18 protein-coding genes are annotated in these 23,212 nt (G+C 36.7%); 5 read left to right on the forward strand and 13 right to left on the reverse strand.

Translation table 11 applies throughout. From position 1 onward, the window contains the following. Positions 1–58 precede the first annotated feature (58 nt). The gene (gene argS / locus G7081_RS00755; RefSeq protein ID WP_166006493.1) at positions 59–1,750 is read left to right on the forward strand and encodes an arginine--tRNA ligase; all 1,692 of its coding nucleotides are present in this window, start codon (positions 59–61) and stop codon (positions 1,748–1,750) included. 37 nt (positions 1,751–1,787) lie between these two features. Here argS and G7081_RS00760 read toward each other — a convergent pair whose 3' ends face one another. Next, a complete protein-coding gene (locus G7081_RS00760) occupies positions 1,788–2,270 on the reverse strand; it encodes a QueT transporter family protein (RefSeq protein ID WP_166006495.1) in 483 nt (160 codons plus the stop codon). Positions 2,271–2,479: 209 nt separating this feature from the next. Here G7081_RS00760 and G7081_RS00765 point away from each other — a divergent pair, with 209 nt between their 5' ends. Then, entirely contained in the window at positions 2,480–3,436 is a 957-nt protein-coding gene (locus tag G7081_RS00765) for a diacylglycerol/lipid kinase family protein (RefSeq protein WP_166006497.1), read from the forward strand. A 32-nt stretch (positions 3,437–3,468) separates the two neighbouring features. On the opposite strand, the gene recD2 is transcribed toward G7081_RS00765, so the two are convergent. From recD2 to G7081_RS00785, 4 genes are all read right to left on the reverse strand, one after another. Further along, positions 3,469–6,042: an SF1B family DNA helicase RecD2 gene (gene recD2 / locus G7081_RS00770; protein ID WP_166006499.1), complete on the reverse strand. Its 2,574-nt coding sequence runs from the start codon at positions 6,040–6,042 to the stop codon at positions 3,469–3,471. Positions 6,043–7,062: 1,020 nt separating this feature from the next. Beyond that, complete coding sequence (locus G7081_RS00775) at positions 7,063–8,901, reverse strand: lectin-like domain-containing protein (RefSeq protein WP_166006501.1); 1,839 nt, start codon at positions 8,899–8,901, stop codon at positions 7,063–7,065. Positions 8,902–10,083: 1,182 nt separating this feature from the next. After that, positions 10,084–10,590, reverse strand: a complete 507-nt coding sequence (gene trmL / locus G7081_RS00780) for a tRNA (uridine(34)/cytosine(34)/5-carboxymethylaminomethyluridine(34)-2'-O)-methyltransferase TrmL (RefSeq protein ID WP_166006503.1) — start codon at positions 10,588–10,590, stop codon at positions 10,084–10,086. A gap of 208 nt (positions 10,591–10,798) precedes the next feature. Beyond that, a complete protein-coding gene (locus G7081_RS00785; RefSeq protein WP_238786641.1) occupies positions 10,799–11,650 on the reverse strand; it encodes a methyltransferase domain-containing protein in 852 nt (283 codons plus the stop codon). A gap of 113 nt (positions 11,651–11,763) precedes the next feature. Here G7081_RS00785 and G7081_RS00790 point away from each other — a divergent pair, with 113 nt between their 5' ends. Continuing rightward, the gene (locus G7081_RS00790; protein WP_166006505.1) at positions 11,764–12,405 is read left to right on the forward strand and encodes a copper homeostasis protein CutC; all 642 of its coding nucleotides are present in this window, start codon (positions 11,764–11,766) and stop codon (positions 12,403–12,405) included. 41 nt (positions 12,406–12,446) lie between these two features. On the opposite strand, the gene mgtE is transcribed toward G7081_RS00790, so the two are convergent. The 4 genes from mgtE to yjbM are packed head-to-tail and all read right to left on the reverse strand — an operon-like array spanning position 12,447 to position 16,267. Then, on the reverse strand, positions 12,447–13,811 hold the full coding sequence (gene mgtE, locus G7081_RS00795; RefSeq protein ID WP_166006506.1) for a magnesium transporter: 1,365 nt from the start codon (positions 13,809–13,811) through the stop codon (positions 12,447–12,449). Then, complete coding sequence (locus tag G7081_RS00800) at positions 13,812–14,726, reverse strand: RluA family pseudouridine synthase (protein WP_166006508.1); 915 nt, start codon at positions 14,724–14,726, stop codon at positions 13,812–13,814. Between the two features lie 14 nt (positions 14,727–14,740). Continuing rightward, entirely contained in the window at positions 14,741–15,544 is an 804-nt protein-coding gene (locus tag G7081_RS00805) for an NAD kinase (protein WP_166006510.1), read from the reverse strand. Between the two features lie 39 nt (positions 15,545–15,583). Next, positions 15,584–16,267 carry a GTP diphosphokinase gene (gene yjbM, locus G7081_RS00810; RefSeq protein ID WP_166006512.1) on the reverse strand — a complete coding sequence of 228 codons (684 nt, stop codon included), beginning with the start codon at positions 16,265–16,267 and terminating at the stop codon, positions 15,584–15,586. A 169-nt stretch (positions 16,268–16,436) separates the two neighbouring features. Between yjbM and G7081_RS00815 the strand changes: the two genes are divergently transcribed. Together G7081_RS00815 and G7081_RS00820 are read left to right on the forward strand one after the other, a co-directional pair. Continuing rightward, positions 16,437–17,027 carry a CYTH domain-containing protein gene (locus tag G7081_RS00815; RefSeq protein WP_166006514.1) on the forward strand — a complete coding sequence of 197 codons (591 nt, stop codon included), beginning with the start codon at positions 16,437–16,439 and terminating at the stop codon, positions 17,025–17,027. Between the two features lie 70 nt (positions 17,028–17,097). Continuing rightward, positions 17,098–17,754, forward strand: coding sequence for a DsbA family protein (locus G7081_RS00820; RefSeq protein WP_166006516.1), 657 nt, complete (start codon positions 17,098–17,100; stop codon positions 17,752–17,754). Positions 17,755–17,782: 28 nt separating this feature from the next. Here G7081_RS00820 and pepF read toward each other — a convergent pair whose 3' ends face one another. The 4 genes from pepF to G7081_RS00840 all read right to left on the reverse strand — a co-directional run bounded on the left by pepF (position 17,783) and on the right by G7081_RS00840 (position 23,162). Next, positions 17,783–19,597, reverse strand: a complete 1,815-nt coding sequence (gene pepF, locus G7081_RS00825) for an oligoendopeptidase F (RefSeq protein ID WP_166006518.1) — start codon at positions 19,595–19,597, stop codon at positions 17,783–17,785. A gap of 31 nt (positions 19,598–19,628) precedes the next feature. After that, the gene (locus G7081_RS00830; protein ID WP_166006520.1) at positions 19,629–20,822 is read right to left on the reverse strand and encodes a competence protein CoiA; all 1,194 of its coding nucleotides are present in this window, start codon (positions 20,820–20,822) and stop codon (positions 19,629–19,631) included. Between the two features lie 78 nt (positions 20,823–20,900). Beyond that, entirely contained in the window at positions 20,901–22,163 is a 1,263-nt protein-coding gene (locus G7081_RS00835) for an NCS2 family permease (RefSeq protein WP_238786642.1), read from the reverse strand. A 165-nt stretch (positions 22,164–22,328) separates the two neighbouring features. After that, positions 22,329–23,162: a helix-turn-helix domain-containing protein gene (locus G7081_RS00840; protein WP_238786643.1), complete on the reverse strand. Its 834-nt coding sequence runs from the start codon at positions 23,160–23,162 to the stop codon at positions 22,329–22,331. Positions 23,163–23,212 lie beyond the last annotated feature (50 nt).

Raw genomic sequence — 23,212 nt, forward strand, 5'->3', positions numbered from 1 at the left:
GAGTCTGCCTATTAGGCAAGTCGCTCTTTTTAATAACATTAAATTCGGAGGTATTCCCATGAGTGAAAGAACTGTTGTTGCACAAGCTCTTAGTCAAGCTTTATCTGACTACCTATCAATGGATGAAATTTTAAACTTACTTGAAAATCCCAAAACCGCTCAACACGGTGACGTGGCTTTCCCAGTATTCTCTTTAGCAAAAGTGATGCGCAAAGCACCACAAGCTATCGCAGCTGAAATTGTTGAAACAATCCCAACAGATGATTTTGATGAAGTCCAAGTTGTTGGTCCTTACATCAACTTCTTCCTAAACAAACGTAAAGTTAGTCACGAAACATTGGCTAAAGTCTTAACTGAAAACAATGAATACGGTCAAGGAACGATTGAGGGCAACAAACAAGTGCCAATCGACATGTCTTCACCAAACATTGCGAAACCAATGTCAATGGGACACCTACGTTCGACTGTAATTGGTAATGCCTTGGCTAACATCATGGCTAAAGTTGGTTATGAACCAATTCGCATCAATCACTTAGGTGACTGGGGTACACAATTTGGTAAATTAATGGTTGGCTATTTCAAATGGGGTTCTGAAGAAGCCGTTAAAGCTGCACCAATTCAAGAACTACTACGTTTATACGTGAAATTCCATGAAGAAGCTGAGAATGATCCTAGTCTTGAAGATGAAGGTCGGACATGGTTTAAGAAATTAGAAGATGGCGATGCTGAAGCTGAAAAATTATGGACTTGGTTCCGTGAAGAATCATTAAAAGAATTCCAAGATGTCTATGATTTATTAGGGATTACTTTTGATTCACTAAACGGTGAAGCATTCTATAACGATAAAATGCAACCAGTCATCGATGCTTTACAAGAGAAAAACTTATTAACAACAAGCCAAGGTGCTGAGATTGTTGATTTAGAAAAATATGATTTAAACCCGGCCTTAATTCGCAAGTCTGATGGTGCTACCTTATACATGACTCGTGATTTAGCAGCAGCGTTCTACCGTAAAGACACTTACGATTTCGCTCAAGCTTTATACGTTGTTGGAAACGAACAGTCTGGTCACTTCAAACAAATGAAAGCTGTTTTAACTGAACTTGGTTTTGATTGGGCAGATGATATCCACCACATCCCATTCGGTTTAATTACAAAAGATGGTAAAAAATTATCAACTCGTAAAGGTAAAATCGTCTTACTTGTTGAAGTTTTAAATGAAGCAATGAGTTTAGCTCAAGCACAAATCGAAGCGAAAAACCCTGACCTTGCTAATAAAGAAGAAGTTGCTCACCAAGTTGGTGTCGGTGCGGTTGTCTTCCACGATTTGAAAAATGACCGTCTAAACAACTTTGACTTTAACTTAGAAGAAGTCGTCCGTTTCGAAGGTGAAACTGGTCCTTACGTTCAATACACACACGCTCGTTGTGCCTCTATTTTACGTAAAGCTGATTGGTCTGCTAACTTAGCTGAGTCTGACTCACTAAGCGATGCTGATAGCTGGGAAGTCATTAAACTAATACAAGCTTTCCCTAACACAGTGGTTCGTGCTTCAGAAAAATATGAGCCATCAATTATTGCAAAACATGCGATTCAATTAGCGCAAGCTTTCAATAAATACTACGCTCACGTTAAAATTCTTGAAGAAAACGAAGAGAAAAATGCTCGTCTAGCTTTAGTTCACGCTGTTAAAGTGGTGCTAAAAGAAGACTTACGTTTACTTGGCTTAGAAGCCCCTGAAGAAATGTAATATAAAAAGCCTACTCGAATGAGTAGGCTTTTTTCTTTTAATTTAATTTTACTTTTTTACCGACTAAGTACATCACAGGCGCTGAGATTGTCATAATGATCAACTCACTTAACGCTGTTGTACCGTATGTTGGCCAAAATGGCAGATCAAATGTGATGTTTAACATCCAAGCAATCATAAACATACTGACTGTGAAAAAGACTGTGTTCCAGACCATACGCATTTTAACATCTTTGACATACTTGCTAATTAAAGCCGTTGCCCCTAAAGCTAAAAAAGTTTGACCACCACCAAAGATAATATCTGGTAGCGTTGAGTACAACGCATTGAAGATAATGACTCCGGCTAAAACACCCCACATTAGCTTTTTGTTGAAGACCACCAAGTGGTTTAATCCTTCAGCAACTCGGAATTGAATCGCTCCTGATGCCACTGGCGCTACAACGATACATAACGCTACATAAATAGCTGCTACGATACCATTCATCGCTAATGTTCTTGTTTTTTCTGTTTGTGTCATATTCTGTTCCTCCTAGTTTTGATTTCGCGGGATGGTAGACGAACCGCGTTGAAGGTGTGTTTTGAATTGCTACCCCTCAAAAAGCAACTAACCAGAATTATACGCCACCTATTTCAAGATAGCAACGTCATCTTTGCTACAAAAGGCTTTTGACATGGTTTGCCTCATGTTTTTTTGCTATAATAGTACAATACGAAAGGGGCAGTACGATGACGTCTTTATCATTACACTTATTAATTAATCCAAATGCCGGCAATGGTAGCGGTAAAAAGGCCGAGCAATTAGTGACAGCTGCCTTATCTAAGAAAAACATCCCTTTTCACGTCTACCATACAGAATATCCACGTCACGCTACTCAATTAACAGAGGATTTATTACGGCATACTTTAGTTGAGTGGAACGATAAACACACTGGTGATTTCCCATTGTTAGTTGTCCTTGGTGGTGATGGCACCTTACACGAAGTGATTAACGCTTTAGCCACTCACACCGATATTCCTGTCGGCTATATTCCTTGCGGATCAGGGAATGACTTTGCTCGAGCGATCGGCTTAAGTCGCAAACCTCTTGAAGCACTAGACCATCTCTTATCATTGAGTACACCAGACGAGTTCAACACTCTTATTTACCACAATCATTTAACTGATGAATCGGGCTATCTGACAAATAATTTAGGGATTGGAATTGATGCTAATATCGTCGCCACTGCCAATAAATCGCAAGCTAAGAAATGGCTCAACAAATTAAAATTAGGGTCGCTCGCTTATTTAGTTGCAGCAGCTAAAGTCTTGATTAAACAAAAAGGCTTTGACTTAGTTATCAAAACTTCTAAAGAATCAGAACATTATCGCAACGCCTATTTATGTACCGTTACGAATCACCCTTACTTTGGTGGCGGTGTAGCATTGGCACCGAATGCTGATGCCCGCAAAGAAGATATGACCCTGGTCGTAGTGGAACGGATTCCTTTATTAAAATTACTCCGCTTAGTTGGTCAACTCCTTCGTAAAAAACATTTGAACTCACCTTATGTCCACCTTTACTTGGATCAACAGATTCAATTAACCTGTCAGTCACAACAATTCGGCCAAACTGATGGTGAAGAACTTGGACTAACAACTTATGACATGAGTTTCTCAACTCAAAAAAGATTATTCTGGCTATAATAAAAAACCTAACTCAACTGAGTTAGGTTTTTTTAGTTAAAATCTGCCGGCGTCACATCACCCATCCCAATCATAGGATCGATTGCATGTGTTTTTATTTTATTTAAGGTTAAGATAAAGTCTTCCACATCGATAGTGACATCTTCTGTTGGTTCGTCGAATAGTGATAACTCTTCTTCAACTTTTTCAGTGCCACGATTTTTAGTCGATGGCTCTTTTTTTGTTGCAGGTTCTTTGGTTTTCTCAGATTGTTGAACAATGACTGTTTCAATATCCCCTTCAATTTCACCTGCTTCAATTAATAAGTTATTTTCATAAACTTCTAACTGATATTGTAAGCGACTTGGCATATCACCTGCTGTGATAATCCGGTCTTGAAGACTGGTTAAACGATTGTCTCCTTCGTTTTGGACACAGTCTTGATAAGCCTGGGTTTCACCAATTAGAATCAACAACTCTTTACTTCGAGTTAACCCCGTATAAAGTAGGTTACGTTGGAGCATTCGTTGATATTGTTTAACCATTGGTAAAATAACCATCTTGAATTCACTACCTTGAGACTTATGGATTGAACAAGCATAAGCTAAGGTGATTTTATTCCACTCGTTACGTTTATAAACTACTTCATTAGCATCGAATTCTAGCGTTAATTCATCAATTTTATCTTCCGATTCTTTGGCATAAGTAATTCCCACCACTTTACCCATATCACCATTAAAGACATTGGCTTCAGGACTATTAACTAAGTGAAGGACTTTATCACCAATTCGGTACACTTTATCATTCCAAACAACTTCTTTCCGTTGTCCAGCATCATTCGGATTAAAGATTTCTTGCATCATTTTATTCAAATTATCAATTCCCGCTACTCCTCGGTACATGGGTGCTAGCACTTGAATGTCTTGTGGCGTGAAACCTTTACTTTGAGCTCGCGTGACAATTTGACGAATCACATCTTCAATTTGATAGGCGTTTGCTGGAAAGAATGATCGGTCTTTTTGATTTTGGGTAAAGTCAGTTGGTAATACCCCTTCCTTCACTTGATGAGCTAAGGGAATAATACTTGAGCCATCACCTTGACGATAAATATCGACTAACTCACAACTTGGAATATCATCAATCGCCAGTAAATCATGCAAGACTTGACCAGGTCCCACAGATGGTAGTTGATCTTTATCGCCCACAAAAATCACTTGCATATTTGTGGGAATCGCTTTTAGTAAGGTATTAGCTAACCAGGTGTCTACCATGGACATTTCATCCACGATTAATAACCCACCTTCTAACTCTTTGGCTGCTAAGCTAGCATTTTTTTCTCGACCTGTTAATCCTAATAAACGGTGAATGGTACTAGCTGGTAAGCCAGTCGTTTCGTTCATTCGCTTGGCAGCCCGACCAGTTGGCGCTGCTAATAGGATTGGGAAAATAGCATCATGGTAATCCATAATATCTAAAGATAGGCCATTTAACTCGGAAAATAAATTAACGATGCCATTAATAACGGTTGTCTTACCAGTCCCTGGTCCCCCAGTTAAAATAAACATTGGTGATTTGATAGCTTCTTTAATAGCATCGATTTGTGACTCACCATAAGAAATATCGTTAATCTTTTCAATCAAGCGAATAGTTTTATCGACTTCATCATTGTCATATTTAATCGTCTTCTTACGACTTAATAAACGTTGAATCGATGTGCCGATTCCCCACTCTGAGAAGTACAAAGTATTTTCATAAAGCTTAGTCCCTTCTTGTTGAATCTTGCCTTCATTGACTAAGTTAATGATTTCCGCCGCCACTAAATCAGGATTAATTTCAAATGGACGACTCGTTTCTAAAGTTTTAATACTGCGACTTAATAGTAACTCAGCTTCAATATAAGTATTCCCTGTTTCCATCGAGCCACTTAACAACTCATGACGAACAGCCGCCCGTAATCGAGCTGGTGCATCAGGTCCGATGCCTAATTGTTCTGCCATATTATCAGCTTTCTTAAAGCCAATCCCTTCAATATCTTCTGTTAATTGATAAGGATTTTCTTGAATGACATTTAACGTATCCTCTTGATAGGTTTGATAAATCGACATAGCTAACTGACTACCGAAACCATATTTATTTAAGCCAATCACGATTTGTTCCATGCCGTAGTTTAAACGTAAGGTTTCTAAAATCATCTCACGCTTAGCTTTCGTTAAACCAGCGACTTCTGCCAAACGCTCTGGTTTTTCAAGAATGATATCAATAATCTCGTCACCTAACGTGTCCACCATATTTTCAGCAGTCTTACGACCAATACCAGGGAACTTACTACTAGATAAATAAGTCACCAAACCACTACCTGATGTCGGTTTATCTTGTTGATAGTTTTCCACTTGATATTGCTGACCATACTTGGGATGATCCACTAAGTTCCCAACAAAGCGGTAACTCTCTTCTTCTTGCACTTGACCAAAGCTACCCGTCACCACAATCTCGTCTTCTTGATAGCTGGTGTTTGTATCAGACACTTTAACTAACATGACCTTATAAAAATTACTTGGATTTTGGTAAAAGATAGCTAAGATCTTACCACTAATAAACTGTTCATCCTGGTTTAAATCCTCTGCCATCTCTTACACATCCTTTCTTTTTTCACTTCTATTAGTATAACAAATAATATTTAACAAATGAATTAAAAAAGAGCCCAATAAACTGGGACTCTTTTAATTGATGTGAAATTTCATTCTTAGCGTTATACTTCTGGCTTATCACTTTTCTATGTATCTTTGATAATTGGCAAATGCATTCGATTGTTTCACTGGCTATTCAGTTTTTGACATCTTTAATACATTTTTTATCAACAAAAAATCCGAAATAACAGGCCATTCCTACTATCTCGGATTTTATGCGTTGTTTTCACGTTGTAAAGTCATGCTACTTTTTGTTATAACGGCTTAGAAGAAACACCTTGAATGTTTCTTAAAACGTTGCCAAAAGTATTGATAGTAGATTGTACTACTTATCAAGCACTCAACGACTCCGCCAAGAGTCGTTGGGGCTTTTTGTTTATATTCGATTTGAGTTGTTGCATTACTCTGTAATTGTAACCCTTTTTTATACACGCAAACCAATTCTTCATAAACGACTAGTTTTTATCCTTTAAGCAATCTTAATTTTACGTCAATTTAAATATACCAAATTATGTTATCTGCTCTTAAAACTGAAAATAACGACCATTTAGACCTATCCATTTCACAATATTCTGATCTGAAAAATGAATGAATTACCCTTTTTTTAGAAAGAGCATAAGGGAAAACATCCACCAATCCATTTTTCAGCCAAGCTGAATGTGGTTCTAACAAGCTGTCCCTATACGTTTTTAGCTCTTCGTCCCACCTTAAAAATTGGTGGACAAAATAGTGGACGCTAGACGTATGAATACGTACAAAGTCGTATAACGAAATTTCACAATCTTCCAAAAACAAAAAGCCCTATAAATAGGGCTTTTTAAATTGCGTTTCAAGTATACCACTGCTTGTGAATTTTTAAATGCGTTAGAACGTCTCTCTAAACACTGGTATTAAAGCATTTAGGTACTCCATTTGTTAAAAGATACATTATGTTAACTAATTAAACATAGCTTTTTAAGCTTACTGTTTTTTTAATTTAAAGCGGTATGTTAATAGACCAAATAATGATATTAATAATGCACCTAAAACAGATATAAGGATTTGCATTTCTTTACCTTCACCAGTTTGAGGAAGTTTTTCTGGTTCCGTTGGTTTTGTTGGTTCCGTTGGTTTTGTTGGTTCCGTTGGTTTTGTTGGTTTTGTTGGTTCCGTTGGTTCCGTTGGTTCCGTTGGTTCCGTTGGTTCCGTTGGTTCCGTTGGTTCCGTTGGTTCTGTTGGTTTCTTACTATTTTCAACCACAATCAAAGTAACATTTTCGTCATTTCCTGATTTAACTTCTACATGAATAGGCGTTTCATCTAAAATATAACCATCAGGAGCTTTTCTTTCAATCAGTACATATTCACCAAAGTATAAAGGTTTTGTAGATATTCCGTGACCATTTTCACCTACTACAATCCGATCAACGACCGTTCCATCCTTATCTAAAACATCGAATTCTGCTCCGGATAACATTTTTTCCTTATCTTTTGAATCTTTTTTTATAACCTCAATTAAACCTTTCCCATGAACCTCAGTTTCTGTAGGAGGTGTCGAAGGTGTTGGTGGCTCGTTGGGGTCTTCTGGAATAGTTGTTGCGATATTTTTAATCACTTGATTTTCAGCTGCTTTTTTCACTTTAACTTTAAAACTAATTACAGATTCATTACCAGATTCTATTGATGTTTTATGAGTTAATTTGCCGTCTTTCCAAACGACTTTTTCGTCACTGATAGAAACACCATCTACAATGGTTGATCCAGGGACATATTCAACGTATTCAATCGGAAGTTCATCTGTAATATTTCCATTCCAAGGTGCGTCTCCACTATTACTAGCTTTAATAGTATAAGTTAATTCTTCACCTACGCTTGCTTCATTTTTATCAACAACTTTAGTTATAGCAATATTCGGTCTTTGTGGAAGAGTATTGATACTCACTCCTTGGAATACTTTATTGGCTCCTGTTGATGAAGTAAAACCAAAAAAGACCTCACTACCATTGAACATTTCATTAACATCTTCTATAACATAAGAATCGCCCATTCCAGCAATTTCATAACTTATTTCCGCTTTTAGAATGCCACCTTCATCATAAGGATGCCACTGTATGTTAAAAGGTTTCCACGTATCATTGGCCAACGGATTATTCACGTCATATTTAAAATTTAAATGACCTATTTTAGAATTTCCATTTTCACCTGGAGCAGGTCTTACCAGACCTATATGACCTGAATTTTCAGCTTCTTTCGGAACATCAAAATCAAATTGGTCATTTCTTCTATTCGAATTGTTGTACCACGTATCTAATTCCACAGTTAAAGCATTTTGTATATAATTAAAATCTTGAGGTTTTTCTACGCTATTTCCAGAACCGTACACACCAAGAGCTCCTCCGGTTGTTCCAGAAGCTTGCTGTCCTCTAGGGTCATTTTGAAGAGTGAAAGTTATTCCGTCAGCAGCAATATCGTCTCCAAAATTAGATCCTGTCTTTTCACCTAAGTAAACATAGGAGTCATATTTAAAGTCCTTTTTTAAATCAAGCTTATACTTAGACCAAATGCTCCCAAATTGCCAAGATTCTTTCGGTGTTAAACCGGCAGCCTGAGGGTAAACTTCGCTAAGATAAGAGTTTGATCCAACAGACTCATTATTAACAAACTGATCTTGTATATTCAAACCAGATTCTGGCGGAGCAATCTTAAAGTCATTGTTTGTCGGTGCCCTCATAATATCTTCTGATAAACCAATTGTTGGTGTAATAAATATTCCTAATATCATTACAAAAGAACTAATAATGCTAATTATTCTTTTCCCCATAATCCTAAATCCTCCTATTTTATATATTACATGATAATTCTACCATCTTTTCATATATAAAAGATAAACTATGCTTATAAACTAACATATAAGGTGCCTTTAAAATAAAGAATCGGACTTTTTCACGAGAATAACCAGAAAAATCTTTTTTCGGTTTATTCGTGTTATTTGTTTTCGTTTTCGCGTTTTATTTTTCGATTATTTCTACCGTGTTTTCGTTATTCATTTCTTCTAGCTGTAATTGTAACTGTCCAGTTTTAGATTGTTCCATTTGAACCGATATAGAAAGGATTTCATTGATACGTCGGCTAGTGTCTAGTTGTGCCGATAACTGCTCAATTTATTTGTCCTTTTCTTCCAGTTGCTTTTTGAAAACGCTAAATCTCCTTTTTCGGTTTCTGCAAAATATTTTTCGGTAGTATTTTCTGATTTTTTCGATAATTTCTGCCTAATAATTTCAGCTCCTTTATCATTAATAAAATACGATTTAGTTCTTTTTTTGTATATTTGTTTTTAAACTCACTGTCCATTAAATAATATATATTATTTAATCATTTGTTTTACAATGAAAATTACTTATTTAATAATATAAGAATAAAAGGACATCAATTATGAAAAAAATTATATTATCCGTATTATTTTATTTAACTTCATAATAATTTACATTTAGAGAGTTTGTAAGTTTCTTCAACCACCACATAGCACTTGCTGTTATATATGGCTCTAGCTGATTTAGCAATAAACTTCCTTATACATATATATTGAACTTTAGCCACTTGAACTCTTTGCGCCGGATAATACCACCGTTGTAAAGGTGGTCCAATAAGTCTAGAATTAGCGTTCGAAACTATAATACCTTTTGGTAATCTTTCATCATTCAAAATCACTGATTCTTCTGATTGATAATTATTCATTTCTTCAACATAAGGTACGCTCAAAATCGAAAAACTCAATATCGATGCAACTAAAACAGATAATAATATACATGTACCAAATTTTCTTTTTATTCATAATAAACTCCTACTAAATATTATTTACAATTAAATAATAATACACGACAAATAAAGACAGCGTTTTCTTTATTTGCTTATCATTTTCACTTTCATTGTTATCTCTTTTCACAAACTCGATTATTATAACAAACCACTTGTTTAAAAAACTGAACTTTTACAGTGTTTATTATTAATCTAATTTATCATTCTCATAGTGATGCGTTAATTCTAAATTCGGGAAGCCTTGTTGTCTTAATGCTTCATAGACTAACATTGCTGCTGTATTAGATAAGTTTAATGAACGAACGTGTTCGTCGTTCATGGGAATTCGAATACAGTCTTCTTCGTTTTCTCGCATAAATTCTTCTGGCAGGCCTGTTGTTTCTTTCCCAAACATAAAGAAGTGATCTTCGCCGTTATTATAATCTGGTTCATCGTAAGTTCTATGACCAAATTTTGTGACTAAGTGCAAATTGATATCTGGATTTTTTTCTAGGAAATCTTCTAAGTTTTTATAGTAAACAATTTTTACATCGTTCCAATAATCTAAACCGGCACGTTTCAACTGTTTATCGTCTGTTGAAAAGCCTAATGGTTCGATTAGGTGTAAAGGAGTATTCGTCGCCGCACAAGTACGGGCAATATTCCCTGTGTTTGCTGGAATTTGCGGTTCAAATAATACAATATGATTTGCCATATTTTCATCTCCTATGGATTGGATTAAATTCAATAAAAAAAAACGTATCAACTCGGTGTCAATCCACGGCGAGTCGCTACGTTAGTGAAGTATTTTTCACTAACTTTTATCAGGACAGGACCCTGAGAAAAACTACCGAAAAATTACTATGAAATAACTATAACAAAGTGACTACTTGATTGCAACAGCGACAGGTGATTTCAGTTATTTATTGCCCCACTAAAATCAAAACATCAACTGTTAGAAAATCGATTTTTCTAGTTTCTTTTATTTTGGCTCTTAACTCAGGACTCGCTCCCCATTTTAAAGGCGACATTTCAAGGATATCTAAATAGTTATCATCAGTCACAGGAATTTGATAGGTTAAGCGTTCTGTGGTGATTGTTGTCATTTCTTCAGCAAACTTTGTGACAACTTTTTCGTTACTATAACTTTGTTTTTCTTCACGACCATCATAAAATAATTCGCGAAGCTCTTTTAAGTACCCTGACTCAGGAACGACTTTTATTAGTTTTCCTTTAGGTGCTAACACCCGACGAAATTCCTGATAGTGACTAGGTGAAAAGATATTCAGTAAGTGACTAATCTGTTTGTCTGCGAAAGGTAAATTGGTAATATCCGCCACACACCAGAAAGCTTCTAATTCTTGATTGGTCGCTAATGCCACTCCATCTTTAGAAATATCAAAACCGACTTTTGTTCCTGGCAAACCATTTTTTTCTAACTGTTGGAGGAAGCTACCTTCACCACATCCCATATCTACAACAGAAGACACTTGATCCTCTTGCAAGTAATCGACTAACCACTCAATCAACGGTTGGTACAAGCCTGATTGTATCATCTGCTGACGATGTTCTAACATTTCTTTATCATACTCAGTCTTCACTGTATGATTCATGAAGTGTAAGTTACCTTTTTTATTTAAATCAAAGCGATGGTTATTATCGCAAATGAAACTCGTTTGATTCATCTTCAATGGTTGATGACAATTTGGACACGCGAATAAGTCGTGATGTTTTTCTAAAAATAAACGACTGCGATCGATTTTCTTTAATAACAATCCTGTCCCTCTTCTCCGTTTTTTCTCTTACTTATCATACCACAATCTACTATAAAATATGATACAATACTGGTATAGACAACTTACACTAAAATCCCGAGAGGAATGATAATATGTTACTAAAAGAAGCATGTGTTGAAAATTTTACGATTATCCCTAAAGCTTTAGCGGCTGGCGCTAAACGTGTTGAGTTATGTGATAACTTAACAGTTGGCGGAACAACTGTTAGTCCCGGTGTTATGGCAGCATCTTTTGATTACTGTCACGAAAATGATGCCACAGTTATGACGATTATTCGTCCTCGTGGAGGCAATTTTGTTTTCAACGATATTGAGTTACAAATGATGCGCCACGATTTATTAACAGCGAAAGAATTAGGAACAGATGGTGTGGTTATTGGGTGTCTGACTGATGACAATCAAATCGATAAAGAAGCCATGTATCAACTACTTGAATTAGCAGATGGCCTGCAAATTACTTTCCACATGGCCTTTGATTCAATCGCTGTTGAAGAGCAATTCGCAGCAATTGATTGGTTGGTTGAAAATGGTGTTCAACGTATTTTAACTCACGGTGGTCCTGCTGGAACTGATATCTTAGATAATTTACCACACCTTAAAGAACTAGTTGATTATGCGGGTGAACGCTTAACCATTCTACCTGGTGGTGGCATTTCTTATGAAAACTGTGACCAAGTGATTGAGTATCTAGGTGTGAATGAAATTCACGGCACACGTATCGTAGACATTAAATAAAGAAATTAAAAAAGACCGACAAAAGTCGGTCTTTTTTTGTTTTAAATAAAATATTCCATGAATAGACTGGCAATGTTGAAGTAAATCAAGACACTAGTTAAATCACTTAAGGTTGTGATAAATGGTCCACTTGCAACAGCTGGATCAAAACCAAGTTTATCCATTACCATTGGAATTAAACTTCCGGCTAAGTTTGCCACTGTAATAGCGAATAACATCGCCATCCCAATCACAAATCCTAATGGGAAGTTATGTTGCCAAATTCCCACCACTAAGAAGATTGTCACCCCTGTGACTAAACCTGTCACTAGACCTGTCAGAATTTCACTCATAATTAAACTAAAGAAGCCACTATCTTTATCATCTTTTACCGCAATCCGACGAACAGCTACGGCAAGTGATTGTGTTCCGGCATTCCCAGCTGTACCAGTAATTAGTGAAATGAAGACTGCTAAAATACTTGCTTCGCTGACTAAGTTTTCATAACGACCAATTAATGTGGCAGTTGCCATTCCCAAGAATAGTAAGGTAATCAACCATGGCAAACGTTTTGAAGCAGCTTTAAATGGATTCTCATCAGCAGCTTCCTCAACGTCAACCCCGGCCAAACCAGAGTAGTCACTCGTTGCTTCTTCTTCCATAACGTCGATAATATCATCAACAGTGATGATACCGACTAAATGCTCATCATAATCAGTAACGGGCATTGCTAAGAAGTCATAGTCTTTCATCATGCGCGCAACGTCTTTTTGATCATCGCCAACTTTAACAGCAATCACACGCTCACTCATGATTTCACCAATAATTGCATCGTCATCATTTATAATTAAATCTCTTAATGACATCACACCCACCAAGGTATTATCTTGATCAACAACGAAGGTGTAGTAAATCGTTTCAGCGGTTTTAGCTTCCTCTTTTAAGTTAGCCATCGCCTCTTTAACCGTTTGCTCGGCACCTATTCCAACGTATTCCGTTGTCATGATGGCTCCGGCTGTTTCATCTTCATAATGTAATAAGTGCTTAATTTCACGGGCACTTTCTTTATCCATTAAACTTAAGTATTTTGGCACTTCTTTTTCATCTAACTGATTCAACGTGTCTACCGCATTATCGGTATACATTTCCGCTAACATATCAGCTACATATTTTGGTTTCATCTCTTTAATATAGATATCTACATCTTCTTCATCTTCTTCGATGACATCAAACATGTCAGCCATTTCTTTTGGTGATAAATACGTATAGAGACGTTGGCGTTCTTCTTCCGTTAAGGTTAAATAAAACTGCCCTTGCTCATAAATATGTAATTCAAAAAAGACTTCTCTGAATTCTGTTAAATTATCAGCGGTTAAAATATCTAATAATTGGCTGTATTGTACGTCGATTGCTTCTTGATTGTCCATCTAATGACCTCTTTCAGTAATTGTTTGTTCAATGACTTGCTCCATATCTTCAGGAATTGGCAGTTGGCAACAAATCTCTTCTTTTGTAAACGGATGAGTAAAGTTTAACTCGCCACAGTGTAACGCTTGGCGAGTGATACCCCGTTCTAAATCTCCACCGTATAAGTCATCTCCTAACAAGGGACAACCAACGGCGGCAAAATGGACGCGAATTTGGTGGGTACGTCCAGTATGCAAACGAATATCCACTAAAGCTAAATCCTCTACGCGTTGATTTAACCAATACTCTGTCCGTGAAACTAAGCCACCCGTTTCTGTTGTTTGGCGTTTGACTAAAGATGTTAGATCACGTTCAATTCCTAAGTTAATCTCACTATGTTCTGACAACTCAGATACTTGACCACTCACTAGAGCTTGATATTTTTTAACTAACTTTTTTTCACGGAGTTCTTGATCCATCATCGCATGAGCAAAGCCGTGCTTAGCAAACAGCATTAAACCGGATGTATCACGGTCTAAACGCGTCACCACATGCACGACTAAATTTTCATAGCCTTGATTTAAAATGTAATGTTTCACACGATGACACATGGTGCCTCGCGGATGATACTGTGCTGGAATCGATGCCACACCAATCGGTTTATTCACGATTAAGTAATGATCATCTTCAAACACCACATCAATCGGCGTCTCATCTGGCACTAACGTTTCGTGCTCTGCTTCGGCTGGAATGTCGATGGTTAAAACATCGTCTTGTTTTAACTTATACAAGACATTCTCAACTTGTTGATTGACCTTGATTTTGCCACCTTGAAATTTCACTTTAGCTAACAAACCACGCGAGACCCCTTGGCGCCTTAAAAAATATTTAATTGCTTGAGGTTCTGTTTCTTGATAGGTCCAGCTAAACTCCATATTGGTAGCTCCTCTTAATCTTTATACTCTTCAATAAAGGCATCTTTCACGCGTTGCCAGAATAAGGTATGGCGTGAGCCTGTAAATTGAATCCGTTCATCGGCAATACGATAACGAATTTCTTTTAGTCCCGCTTGGGGAATATTTAGTTGATCCAATGAAATGAAATAATCATCAGCTGGTTCTACTTGAACAGTAATCCACTCATCACTTGGAATCACAAGTGGTGACCCTAGTGTTCTAAAGACACGGTTATTTATTGAGGCGATTTCTGTCATTTGTAAGACATTAACACGCGGGTGAATTACTGCGCCGCCGACACTTTTGTTGTAACCTGTTGAACCTGTTGGGGTGGCAACAGATAAACCATCTCCACGAAAGTGTTCAAACAATTCGTCTTTAATATAGACATCGGCAACTAATGTGCGGTCATTACGTTTGATAATACATTCGTTCAAGCCTAAAAACTTGCCCGTTTCTTTACCATCAGAGTAGGACACTTCGACTTCAATTAAGGGATAATTAGCTGCTCGGCTATCATCATTTTGTAAGTCTTCAATCAGTTCTTCTAGCTGGTAGTCACGCCAATCTGTATAAAAACCTAAATGGCCAGTATGGACTCCCGCAAAGCAAACTGAATCCAATTGGTCCTTATATTGGTGAAAAGCAGATAAGAATGTACCATCTCCTCCAATCGAAATGACCACTTCAGGATGCATTTGATCGATTGTTAAAGCTGATTCCTTAATCAAGCTTTCGAATTTCTCTTTCACTGTTTGACTTTCAATTGAGTCATTGGCAACAATTGCTATCTTCATCTAACTCCCACCTTTCATCTGACACTGTTTATCGTTAACTTAGTCTTCTTCACCAAGTTCCGTTTCTTTTTGACCAATAAAATCTTGGTAATAACGATCTTGTTGTTTCCCACGTCCGTGTGAGAATAACTGTTGGGCTTCTTGGATTTCCTCACGAATTTTAGACATCTCTTCATCTAATAAATTAGCGGCTTCTGAGGCTCTAATCAAACGCTTGTTGATTTCCTCTGGAAACTCACCTTGGTACTTGTAGTTTAACGAATGTTCAATGGTTGCCCAAAAGTTCATCGCTAAGGTTCTAATTTGGATCTCAGCATATAATTTCTTTTCCCCAGTCACTAACTGGATTGGGTATTCAATGATTAAATGATAGGAACGATAACCACTTTCTTTTTCATGACTTAAATAATCACGATCTTGAATCACGGTTAAATCATTACGGGATTTAATTAAATTCACCACTTCATAAATATCTTCTACAAACTGGCAAGTCACACGCAGTCCGGCAATATCTTGCATCTCTTCTTCTAAGTTATCCAGTGGAATCCCTTTAAGACGCGATTTTGTTTTAATACTATCAATTGGTTTCACACGACCTGTTACAAACTCAATCGGTGAGTGTTCATTCTTATCTGTAAATTGCTTGCGAATCCCTTTAAGTTTAATTTTCATCTCAGTGACAACTTGTTCATACGGCGCTAAAAATAATTCCCATTTTTCCATTTTGTCCACCTCGTTTAATCATTTTTCAGGTCAAACATTCCACGTTATATTTTAGCATACTAGCCATAAAATTGCTTTGCTTTCCGTTTACTTTCTAGGACTTATTTTAGTTGACTTGTTTCTTGGATTACGGGAAACTAAAGTCATAACAACTCTAGGAGGAAACCGTATGAGTCAAACTCTTGAAATTGAATTTAAAACCTTACTAACACAAACGGACTATCAAAAACTTGTTGTGGCTTATTTTCAACAAGATAGGATACCCTTTGTTCAAACAAATTACTATTACGATACACCTAACTTTGATTTAAAAGAGTACGGTGCTGGCCTGCGTATTCGTCAACTTAACGACCGTGCCGAATTAACTTTGAAAACCCCTCTAAAAAATCAATACGGACTTTTAGAAACAAATGACGACTTGCCTTTAGATGATATCTCTACTTTTATAAAATCCCCTGTCAGTTGGCCTCACGAACACGTCATTAAAAAATTAAATTCGTTTGCTATTTATGCCAACGAATTAGAATTAAAAGCCCAACTAAAAACCAGTCGCCTTGAAATAAACTTGTCACCTGATGTTCTATTAGTCTTAGATGAAAGTTGGTATCATGGTAAACACGATTATGAATTAGAAATGGAAGTCACAGATGCGACAATTGGAAAAGAGTTCTTTTTAAACTTCTTAAAAGAACATAATATCCAACTTGTGTCTACTAAAAACAAAATCGCCCGTGCTGTCGCTGAAAACACTGATAAATAAGGCTTTTTATTTCAAAAATCTTTTCCTTTCTGATACATTAGAGTAAGTCATTAAGGGAGGGGAAAGTATCGTGATTGAAATTTATTTGTTTGTTCATCCATTATGCACTGAATCACTTGCTGCTGAAAAAGTTGTCTTAGACTTTGTCGAGCAAGCCGATTTGAACATCCAATTCAAATTCATCCCACTGCTTAACCTGCAATCATTTCAATCATTTGTGGACCAACATCCCAATGTTTGCCCAAGTTTTAAAAAGCGCAATAAATTATTTGAAGCAGCATTTTCTTCTGCTTTAGACTTTAAAGCCATGCAACTGCAAGGAAAGAAAAAAGGGCGCGAGTTTTTGTTAAAACTTCAAGAAACCTTACTCGATGATGGTGATTGTTACAGCAAAGATATGGTTGAACAAACTATTTTAACTATCAATGGCAATCTAGACTTATTCTATGAAGATCGTCAAACTTTCGCTGTCCGTGACTCTTTCAAACAAGACCAAGAAATTGCTAAAGAAATGGGTGTCACAAAAGCATCGACTCTAGTTTTCTTCAACTATACTTACAATCAAGATTTTGGCATTTCTGTTCATGACGAGTTAAGTGTTGACTTGCTTTTTGAGTTACTTAGCTTCACGCCAGAACGTGTTAATGAATTTGATATCCACGCTCAAACAGTCAGTATTGAAACCAAAGATAATGAAGAACGACCATTCCGTTTAGTTCCAAAATAAAAAAGCCACCCTTACGGGTCGGCTTTTTTTATTTAATCGTTTTAACTGTTTGTTTAAATTCCGCTAAGCGTTTAGCAAAGACTTCAAAACTTTCTGTTAAATAATCTTCTTTCGTCATATCAACGCCTGCTTGTCCAATAACAGCTAGTGGATAATCACTACTTCCCGCTTTTAGATAATTTAAATAAGCATCTAATGCGCCTTCTTCTTTAGCGACAATTCTAGCCGCTAAAGTTGAGGCCGCTGCAAAACCTGTCGCATATTGGTAAACATAGTAATTATAGTAAAAATGAGGAATTCGCGCCCATTCAACAGCAATTTCTTGGGATTCAACTACCACATCACCGTAATAACGAGCATTTAATTCGCCATATTCTTTTTTCAAGACATCACTTGTTAAAGGAACACCTTGCGCATCTTGTTCATATAAAAAGTGTTCAAACTCTGCAAACTGAGTTTGACGATAAACCGTCCCTTTAAAACCATCTAAATATCTGTTTAAAATATAGGCTCTGACTTTTGGATCAGTTTCTGTTGCTAATAAATACTCTGTCAAAAGGTTTTCATTTGTTGTTGAAGCAATCTCAGCTAAAAAGATTGAGTAATCCCCATATACAGCTGGTTGATTGTGGCGCGTATAGTAACTATGAACACTATGTCCTAATTCATGAACCAATGTGTAGAGTTGATCTAAGCTATCATGCCAATTCATCAAAATATAAGGCTCTGTATCGTAACAACCAGAAGAATAAGCACCACTTCGTTTCCCTTTATTTTCAACAACATCAATCCAACCCTCATCAAAGGCTTTTTCAATAATAGAAAGGTAGTCTTCACCCATCGGCGCTAATGCTTTCAAGGTAACTGCTTTGGCTTCTTGATAATTATATGCCAATGACGCTTCACCCAAAATTGGCGTGTGTAAATCATACATTGTCAACTCTTCTAAACCAAGTAACTCCTTACGAACCGCCAAATAATCGTGGAATAATGGTAAATGTTTATGCACGGACTGGATCAATGTGTCATAAATCGTTTCCGGTAAATCATTGCCAGATAGGGCTGCCGCACGAGCAGATGGATAATTGCGAACTTTAGCTCGGAAATTGGTTGATTTAACGTGATTACTTAAGATTGTGGCAAAAGTATTTTCAAATTGTTGGTAAACACTGTATAAGCCTTCAAACGCTGCTTGACGAACGGCTCTATCAGAACTTTCTAACAATTGACTGTAGACCCCATGGCTTAATTGCACCTCTTCACCTTGATCATTTTTAACTACAGGGAAGATTAAGTCACCACTATCTAACATTTCAAAAGTTTGGCTTGCCGCCCCAAATATTTCTCCAGCGCCAGCTAAAATGGCTTCTTCTTTTTCAGATAATGTATGAGGACGAGATTTTGTCACGCCAGCAAAGAAATGTTGGTACAGTTCTAATTCAGGTAACTCCTTGATGTAATCTGCAATTTGTTCATCTGATAGCGTCAGCAATTCTGGTTCAAACCAGGAAACGGCTTGACCATATTCTGAAATTAAACGTGTTGCTTGACCATTCATGCTTTGATAAGTGGCATTTAATGTGTCTTGATCATTTTTCAAATGGCTATAGACATACAGAACTTCAACTTCACCTGTAATGGTTTCGATACTTTTTAACGCTTGATATAATGCCGCAGCTCCTTGATTTAAAGTCCCACGATATTTTTCAAGGTCACCAATTTTTTTTGTGACCTTCTCAAAAGAAACTTGAAAGGCTTGATCATCTTCAAAAATTTTAGTTAAATCCCATTGCATATCTGTAGCAACCTCAGGTCGGTTTGGTAACTGTTTCACTTCTGTCATATCTATCACTCCTATTCTTAAATTCTTATTGCTATAGTAACACATCACCTTGGGGAAGTGAGGATATTTGATAAGAAGTTTCTGTTCTATCCTCTAGCGAGTTTTGTTTCTGTGTTTCAGACGTCCCTTGGCTTTGACCTTTTAAAACAATTACCCGACTATTAACTAATTTGATCCGACTCGTTCGTTGAAATGATGTCATTAGTTCGGACTGGAATTGTTGCCATAACAAATGATCAGAAACCAATGGTAACGATTGAGTTGCTAGATTATTCTTTTGACACATTATTTTGAAAAAATGCCAAATATCTGTCATTGTCCTCCCTTGATTTTCAAAGCATGCTCGCCAAAAATAAAAGCGCCATAAAATGACGGAATCTTTTAACATCAAGGGTTGTGTAAGCGGGACTAAAAAGTCGTCTGCTAATCCGTTTAGATTTGCTCCCTCACGATAAAGAATTTCTTGAATTCTCATGATTTCCTGTTGCCGTCGCAATAAACCAAGTTGGGTTGTTTCTTTAATTTTCGATAACACTGTTTCTATTTGATACACCCGACTTTCCATTTGAATTGGCGATGACTCTGGTTGAAGCAAAGCAGACATAGCTGTTTTCGCTCTGCCAAACAGACGTTTTGAGTAACAAATTTGATGGCTTATTTCCAGTTCCTCAATGTGATAACAGCAGGTCAACAGGTCTCTCGTCACATCTAGTTGCCACAAGTAATAACCCAGTCTGGGTGAGTAAGCTAAGGCACTTCTTTGAATCTCTCGTAATTTCCCTTTCAGTTCTAATTTACTCCCAAAAATCCAGATGACTTGAAACCCATGGTCAAGATAGGTTTCTGTGCGTTCTATAAACCGAGACCAAGGTAATGAACTACACTGAAATTCAATCGCAATTTTTTGATGAATTAATAGGTCAGGACGTTGTTGCAACTGAGGCAAATAGGCTTCCAATTCATAGGGCACTCCGATGGATTCACACCACTTTGCCAGTAACGCTTTTCCTGAAAGATGTTCTGCTGTTTCGGCTTCACTAAAAGACTGACACTCCTGCTTGGCTTTATGTGCAAAATGAGGTCGGATTTTCTGACCATTTTTAATAATCAGCGAGCAATGACAAGCGGGGCAATACCAACCATTACGATTAATCTCTTTAAGTGATTGACTTGAATAATGTAATAAATTAAGTGTTTCACCTCGGCCAGAATATCCAACAAACATCTTATCAGCTCCTTTAATAAAAGGATTCGCAAGTTTGACAGAGGACAATAAAAAAAAGCTCGCACAGTGTGCGAACTTTTAAATCCAAACTTTAGCGATTAAATAAATCAGGAAGAAACCTGAAATCAACCACATGGGTTTTGAAATTTCCTTGGCTTTTCCGACAAATGATTTTACTAGTGGGTACGATACGAACCCAAAAGCTAAGCCATCTGAAATACTCATTGAGAAGGCCATCATCACAATCATTAAGAAGGCTGGCACCCAGTCACTTAAATCATCTAAATTTAAATGTTGAATGTTTTGCATCATTAGGCAACCAGTGATAATAATAACTGGCGCTAGGGCAGAACTTGGAATATATGTTAGTAGTGGGATTGCAAAGAATGCCACACAGAATAACAAGCCTACGGTTATCGCCGTACGTCCGGTTTTACCCCCTTGTTGAATCCCTGTTGAACTTTCCGCCGCTGGAATCGTTGGGCTCGTTCCTAAGACACTTGAGAAGAGCATCACTAAACCATTCACACGGTAAGCACGTTTGAATTCTTGATCACTTAAATTCGGTAGTAATCCATTAAACAGGCCCATTGATTCAAAAATTAAAATCATTGCTAAAGAGAATGTTCCTAATAAGAACTCAACTGAAAACAAGTGTGAGAAATCTAACTGCCCCACAATACTTGGATAATTTGTAATCTCACTTAATGAGAATGCTGTTTCCGCTTTGGGGACTAAGTTTAAAACATTGGCTAAAATTGTGGTAATGATAATGCCAATAAAGAAACTACCTTGAACATTTTTAAAGAATAAGAATAAAGTAATCACTAATGATGCTAAAGTTAATAATAAAACTGGTGATTGAAAAGAATTTAATTCCATAAATGTGTGCTCACCTTTAACGATGATGCCACCATTTTCCAACCCAACTAGCACTAAGAAAATCCCAATACCAGCTGTAATGGCATGTTTCAAACTATCTGGTACAGCTTCAATCAAAATCTGCGATAATTTTGTATAGGCGACTACTAAATAGATTAAACTGGCACAAAAACTGGCAGCTAAAGCTTCCTGCCAACTCATTTTTAAAGAATAAACTAAGGTATAGGTAAAGAATGAATTCACACCCATTCCTGTTGTTATGACAATTGGCACTTTCCCTATAAATCCAATCGCTAAACAACCAATAATCGAAATTAAAATCGTACCAAAGACACTTAATTCTGGCTTGATGCCAGCCTCAGCTAAAATCATTGAGTTAACGATAATCACATACGATACAGCAAAAAATGAAGTTAAACCGGCAAGTATTTCTTTTTTAAAATCAACTTTTTCAGACACGTGACTCTCTCCTTTATCTTTCAACAAAAAAAGTATAGACGGGTAGCCTAAGCCCACCCACCTATACATTTAGAATTGTTCTATTTAATTGTTGTTAATAATGTATCATCTTTGAAAACCTTTTGCAAGCGCTATCTTTATTGATGTTATTCTATTCTCCCTTTATTAAAAGCTTAAATCAGCTTCTAGTAAAGCTAACGATTCCGACATTTTCACAGCATCAATCGATTCATCGATTTGTCCTAAATCGTTGAGTGCTAAACCTTTAAACAAATATAGTTTCGACATACAGAAGAAGCGTTGTTTCTTCTTGTTCCATAAGATGCCTTCTTCTAAAATTTCTAAAGCTCGCTTTGGATTTCCTTCTTCAATCATCGACATCCCTAAATTAGCAAAAATGTAAGGTAATTCAATTTCCTCACGTTTATTTATTCCAACATAGAAACGTTCTAAGGCTTTTTCCATAAATGATAAGCCAATCGACCCCTGTCCTTCTTCATAATAAATTTTACCAATGACGCTCAGTAATAAAATCTCCATATCAGTCACCGCTTCTTTATCACTACTATAAGTACAATTTAACGATTCCTGAAAGCTGTTCAACGCCAATTGGTTATCCCGATTTAAAATTAATTCACAAGTTCCTTTATAATACAAATACTCTTGACGTTCAATTTTGCTAGGAAAAATAATCCCTATTGATTTAGCCGTTTCCTTAACCAATAACTGTAAATCTTCATGACGATTACTTTCACTGCATTCTCGCATGAACCCCAACCAGCTATTAGTTGTTGTTTGATTGATGACTTCATCCATAGTAATTGTTAAGCGTTCACATAGTTGGCGAATGACATTGATGTTTGGAACAAGTAAATTATGCTCGATTCTCGACAACATAGATTGAGAACAAATACCTTCAGCTAACTCCGCCTGAGATAATTGTCTTTTTTCCCGAATTTGTTTAACGACACCGCCATAAATAATATCTTCCTTCATCATGCACCTCCTACATTTCACTTTATAAGTACATTATACGATACTCAATTTAT

The sequence above is a fragment of the Vagococcus coleopterorum genome (assembly GCF_011303955.1).
GTDB lineage: Bacteria > Bacillota > Bacilli > Lactobacillales > Vagococcaceae > Vagococcus_D > Vagococcus_D coleopterorum.

What these genes read in the sequence shown, in the direction of transcription:
- argS (WP_166006493.1), top strand. Translation starts at nt 59, where the DNA reads ATGAGTGAAAGAACTGTTGTTGCACAAGCTCTTAGTCAAGCTTTATCT.
- G7081_RS00760 (WP_166006495.1), bottom strand. Translation starts at nt 2,270, where the DNA reads ATGACACAAACAGAAAAAACAAGAACATTAGCGATGAATGGTATCGTA.
- G7081_RS00765 (WP_166006497.1), top strand. Translation starts at nt 2,480, where the DNA reads ATGACGTCTTTATCATTACACTTATTAATTAATCCAAATGCCGGCAAT.
- recD2 (WP_166006499.1), bottom strand. Translation starts at nt 6,042, where the DNA reads ATGGCAGAGGATTTAAACCAGGATGAACAGTTTATTAGTGGTAAGATC.
- G7081_RS00775 (WP_166006501.1), bottom strand. Translation starts at nt 8,901, where the DNA reads ATGGGGAAAAGAATAATTAGCATTATTAGTTCTTTTGTAATGATATTA.
- trmL (WP_166006503.1), bottom strand. Translation starts at nt 10,590, where the DNA reads ATGGCAAATCATATTGTATTATTTGAACCGCAAATTCCAGCAAACACA.
- G7081_RS00790 (WP_166006505.1), top strand. Translation starts at nt 11,764, where the DNA reads ATGTTACTAAAAGAAGCATGTGTTGAAAATTTTACGATTATCCCTAAA.
- mgtE (WP_166006506.1), bottom strand. Translation starts at nt 13,811, where the DNA reads ATGGACAATCAAGAAGCAATCGACGTACAATACAGCCAATTATTAGAT.
- G7081_RS00800 (WP_166006508.1), bottom strand. Translation starts at nt 14,726, where the DNA reads ATGGAGTTTAGCTGGACCTATCAAGAAACAGAACCTCAAGCAATTAAA.
- G7081_RS00805 (WP_166006510.1), bottom strand. Translation starts at nt 15,544, where the DNA reads ATGAAGATAGCAATTGTTGCCAATGACTCAATTGAAAGTCAAACAGTG.
- yjbM (WP_166006512.1), bottom strand. Translation starts at nt 16,267, where the DNA reads ATGGAAAAATGGGAATTATTTTTAGCGCCGTATGAACAAGTTGTCACT.
- G7081_RS00815 (WP_166006514.1), top strand. Translation starts at nt 16,437, where the DNA reads ATGAGTCAAACTCTTGAAATTGAATTTAAAACCTTACTAACACAAACG.
- pepF (WP_166006518.1), bottom strand. Translation starts at nt 19,597, where the DNA reads ATGACAGAAGTGAAACAGTTACCAAACCGACCTGAGGTTGCTACAGAT.
- G7081_RS00830 (WP_166006520.1), bottom strand. Translation starts at nt 20,822, where the DNA reads ATGTTTGTTGGATATTCTGGCCGAGGTGAAACACTTAATTTATTACAT.
- G7081_RS00840 (WP_238786643.1), bottom strand. Translation starts at nt 23,162, where the DNA reads ATGATGAAGGAAGATATTATTTATGGCGGTGTCGTTAAACAAATTCGG.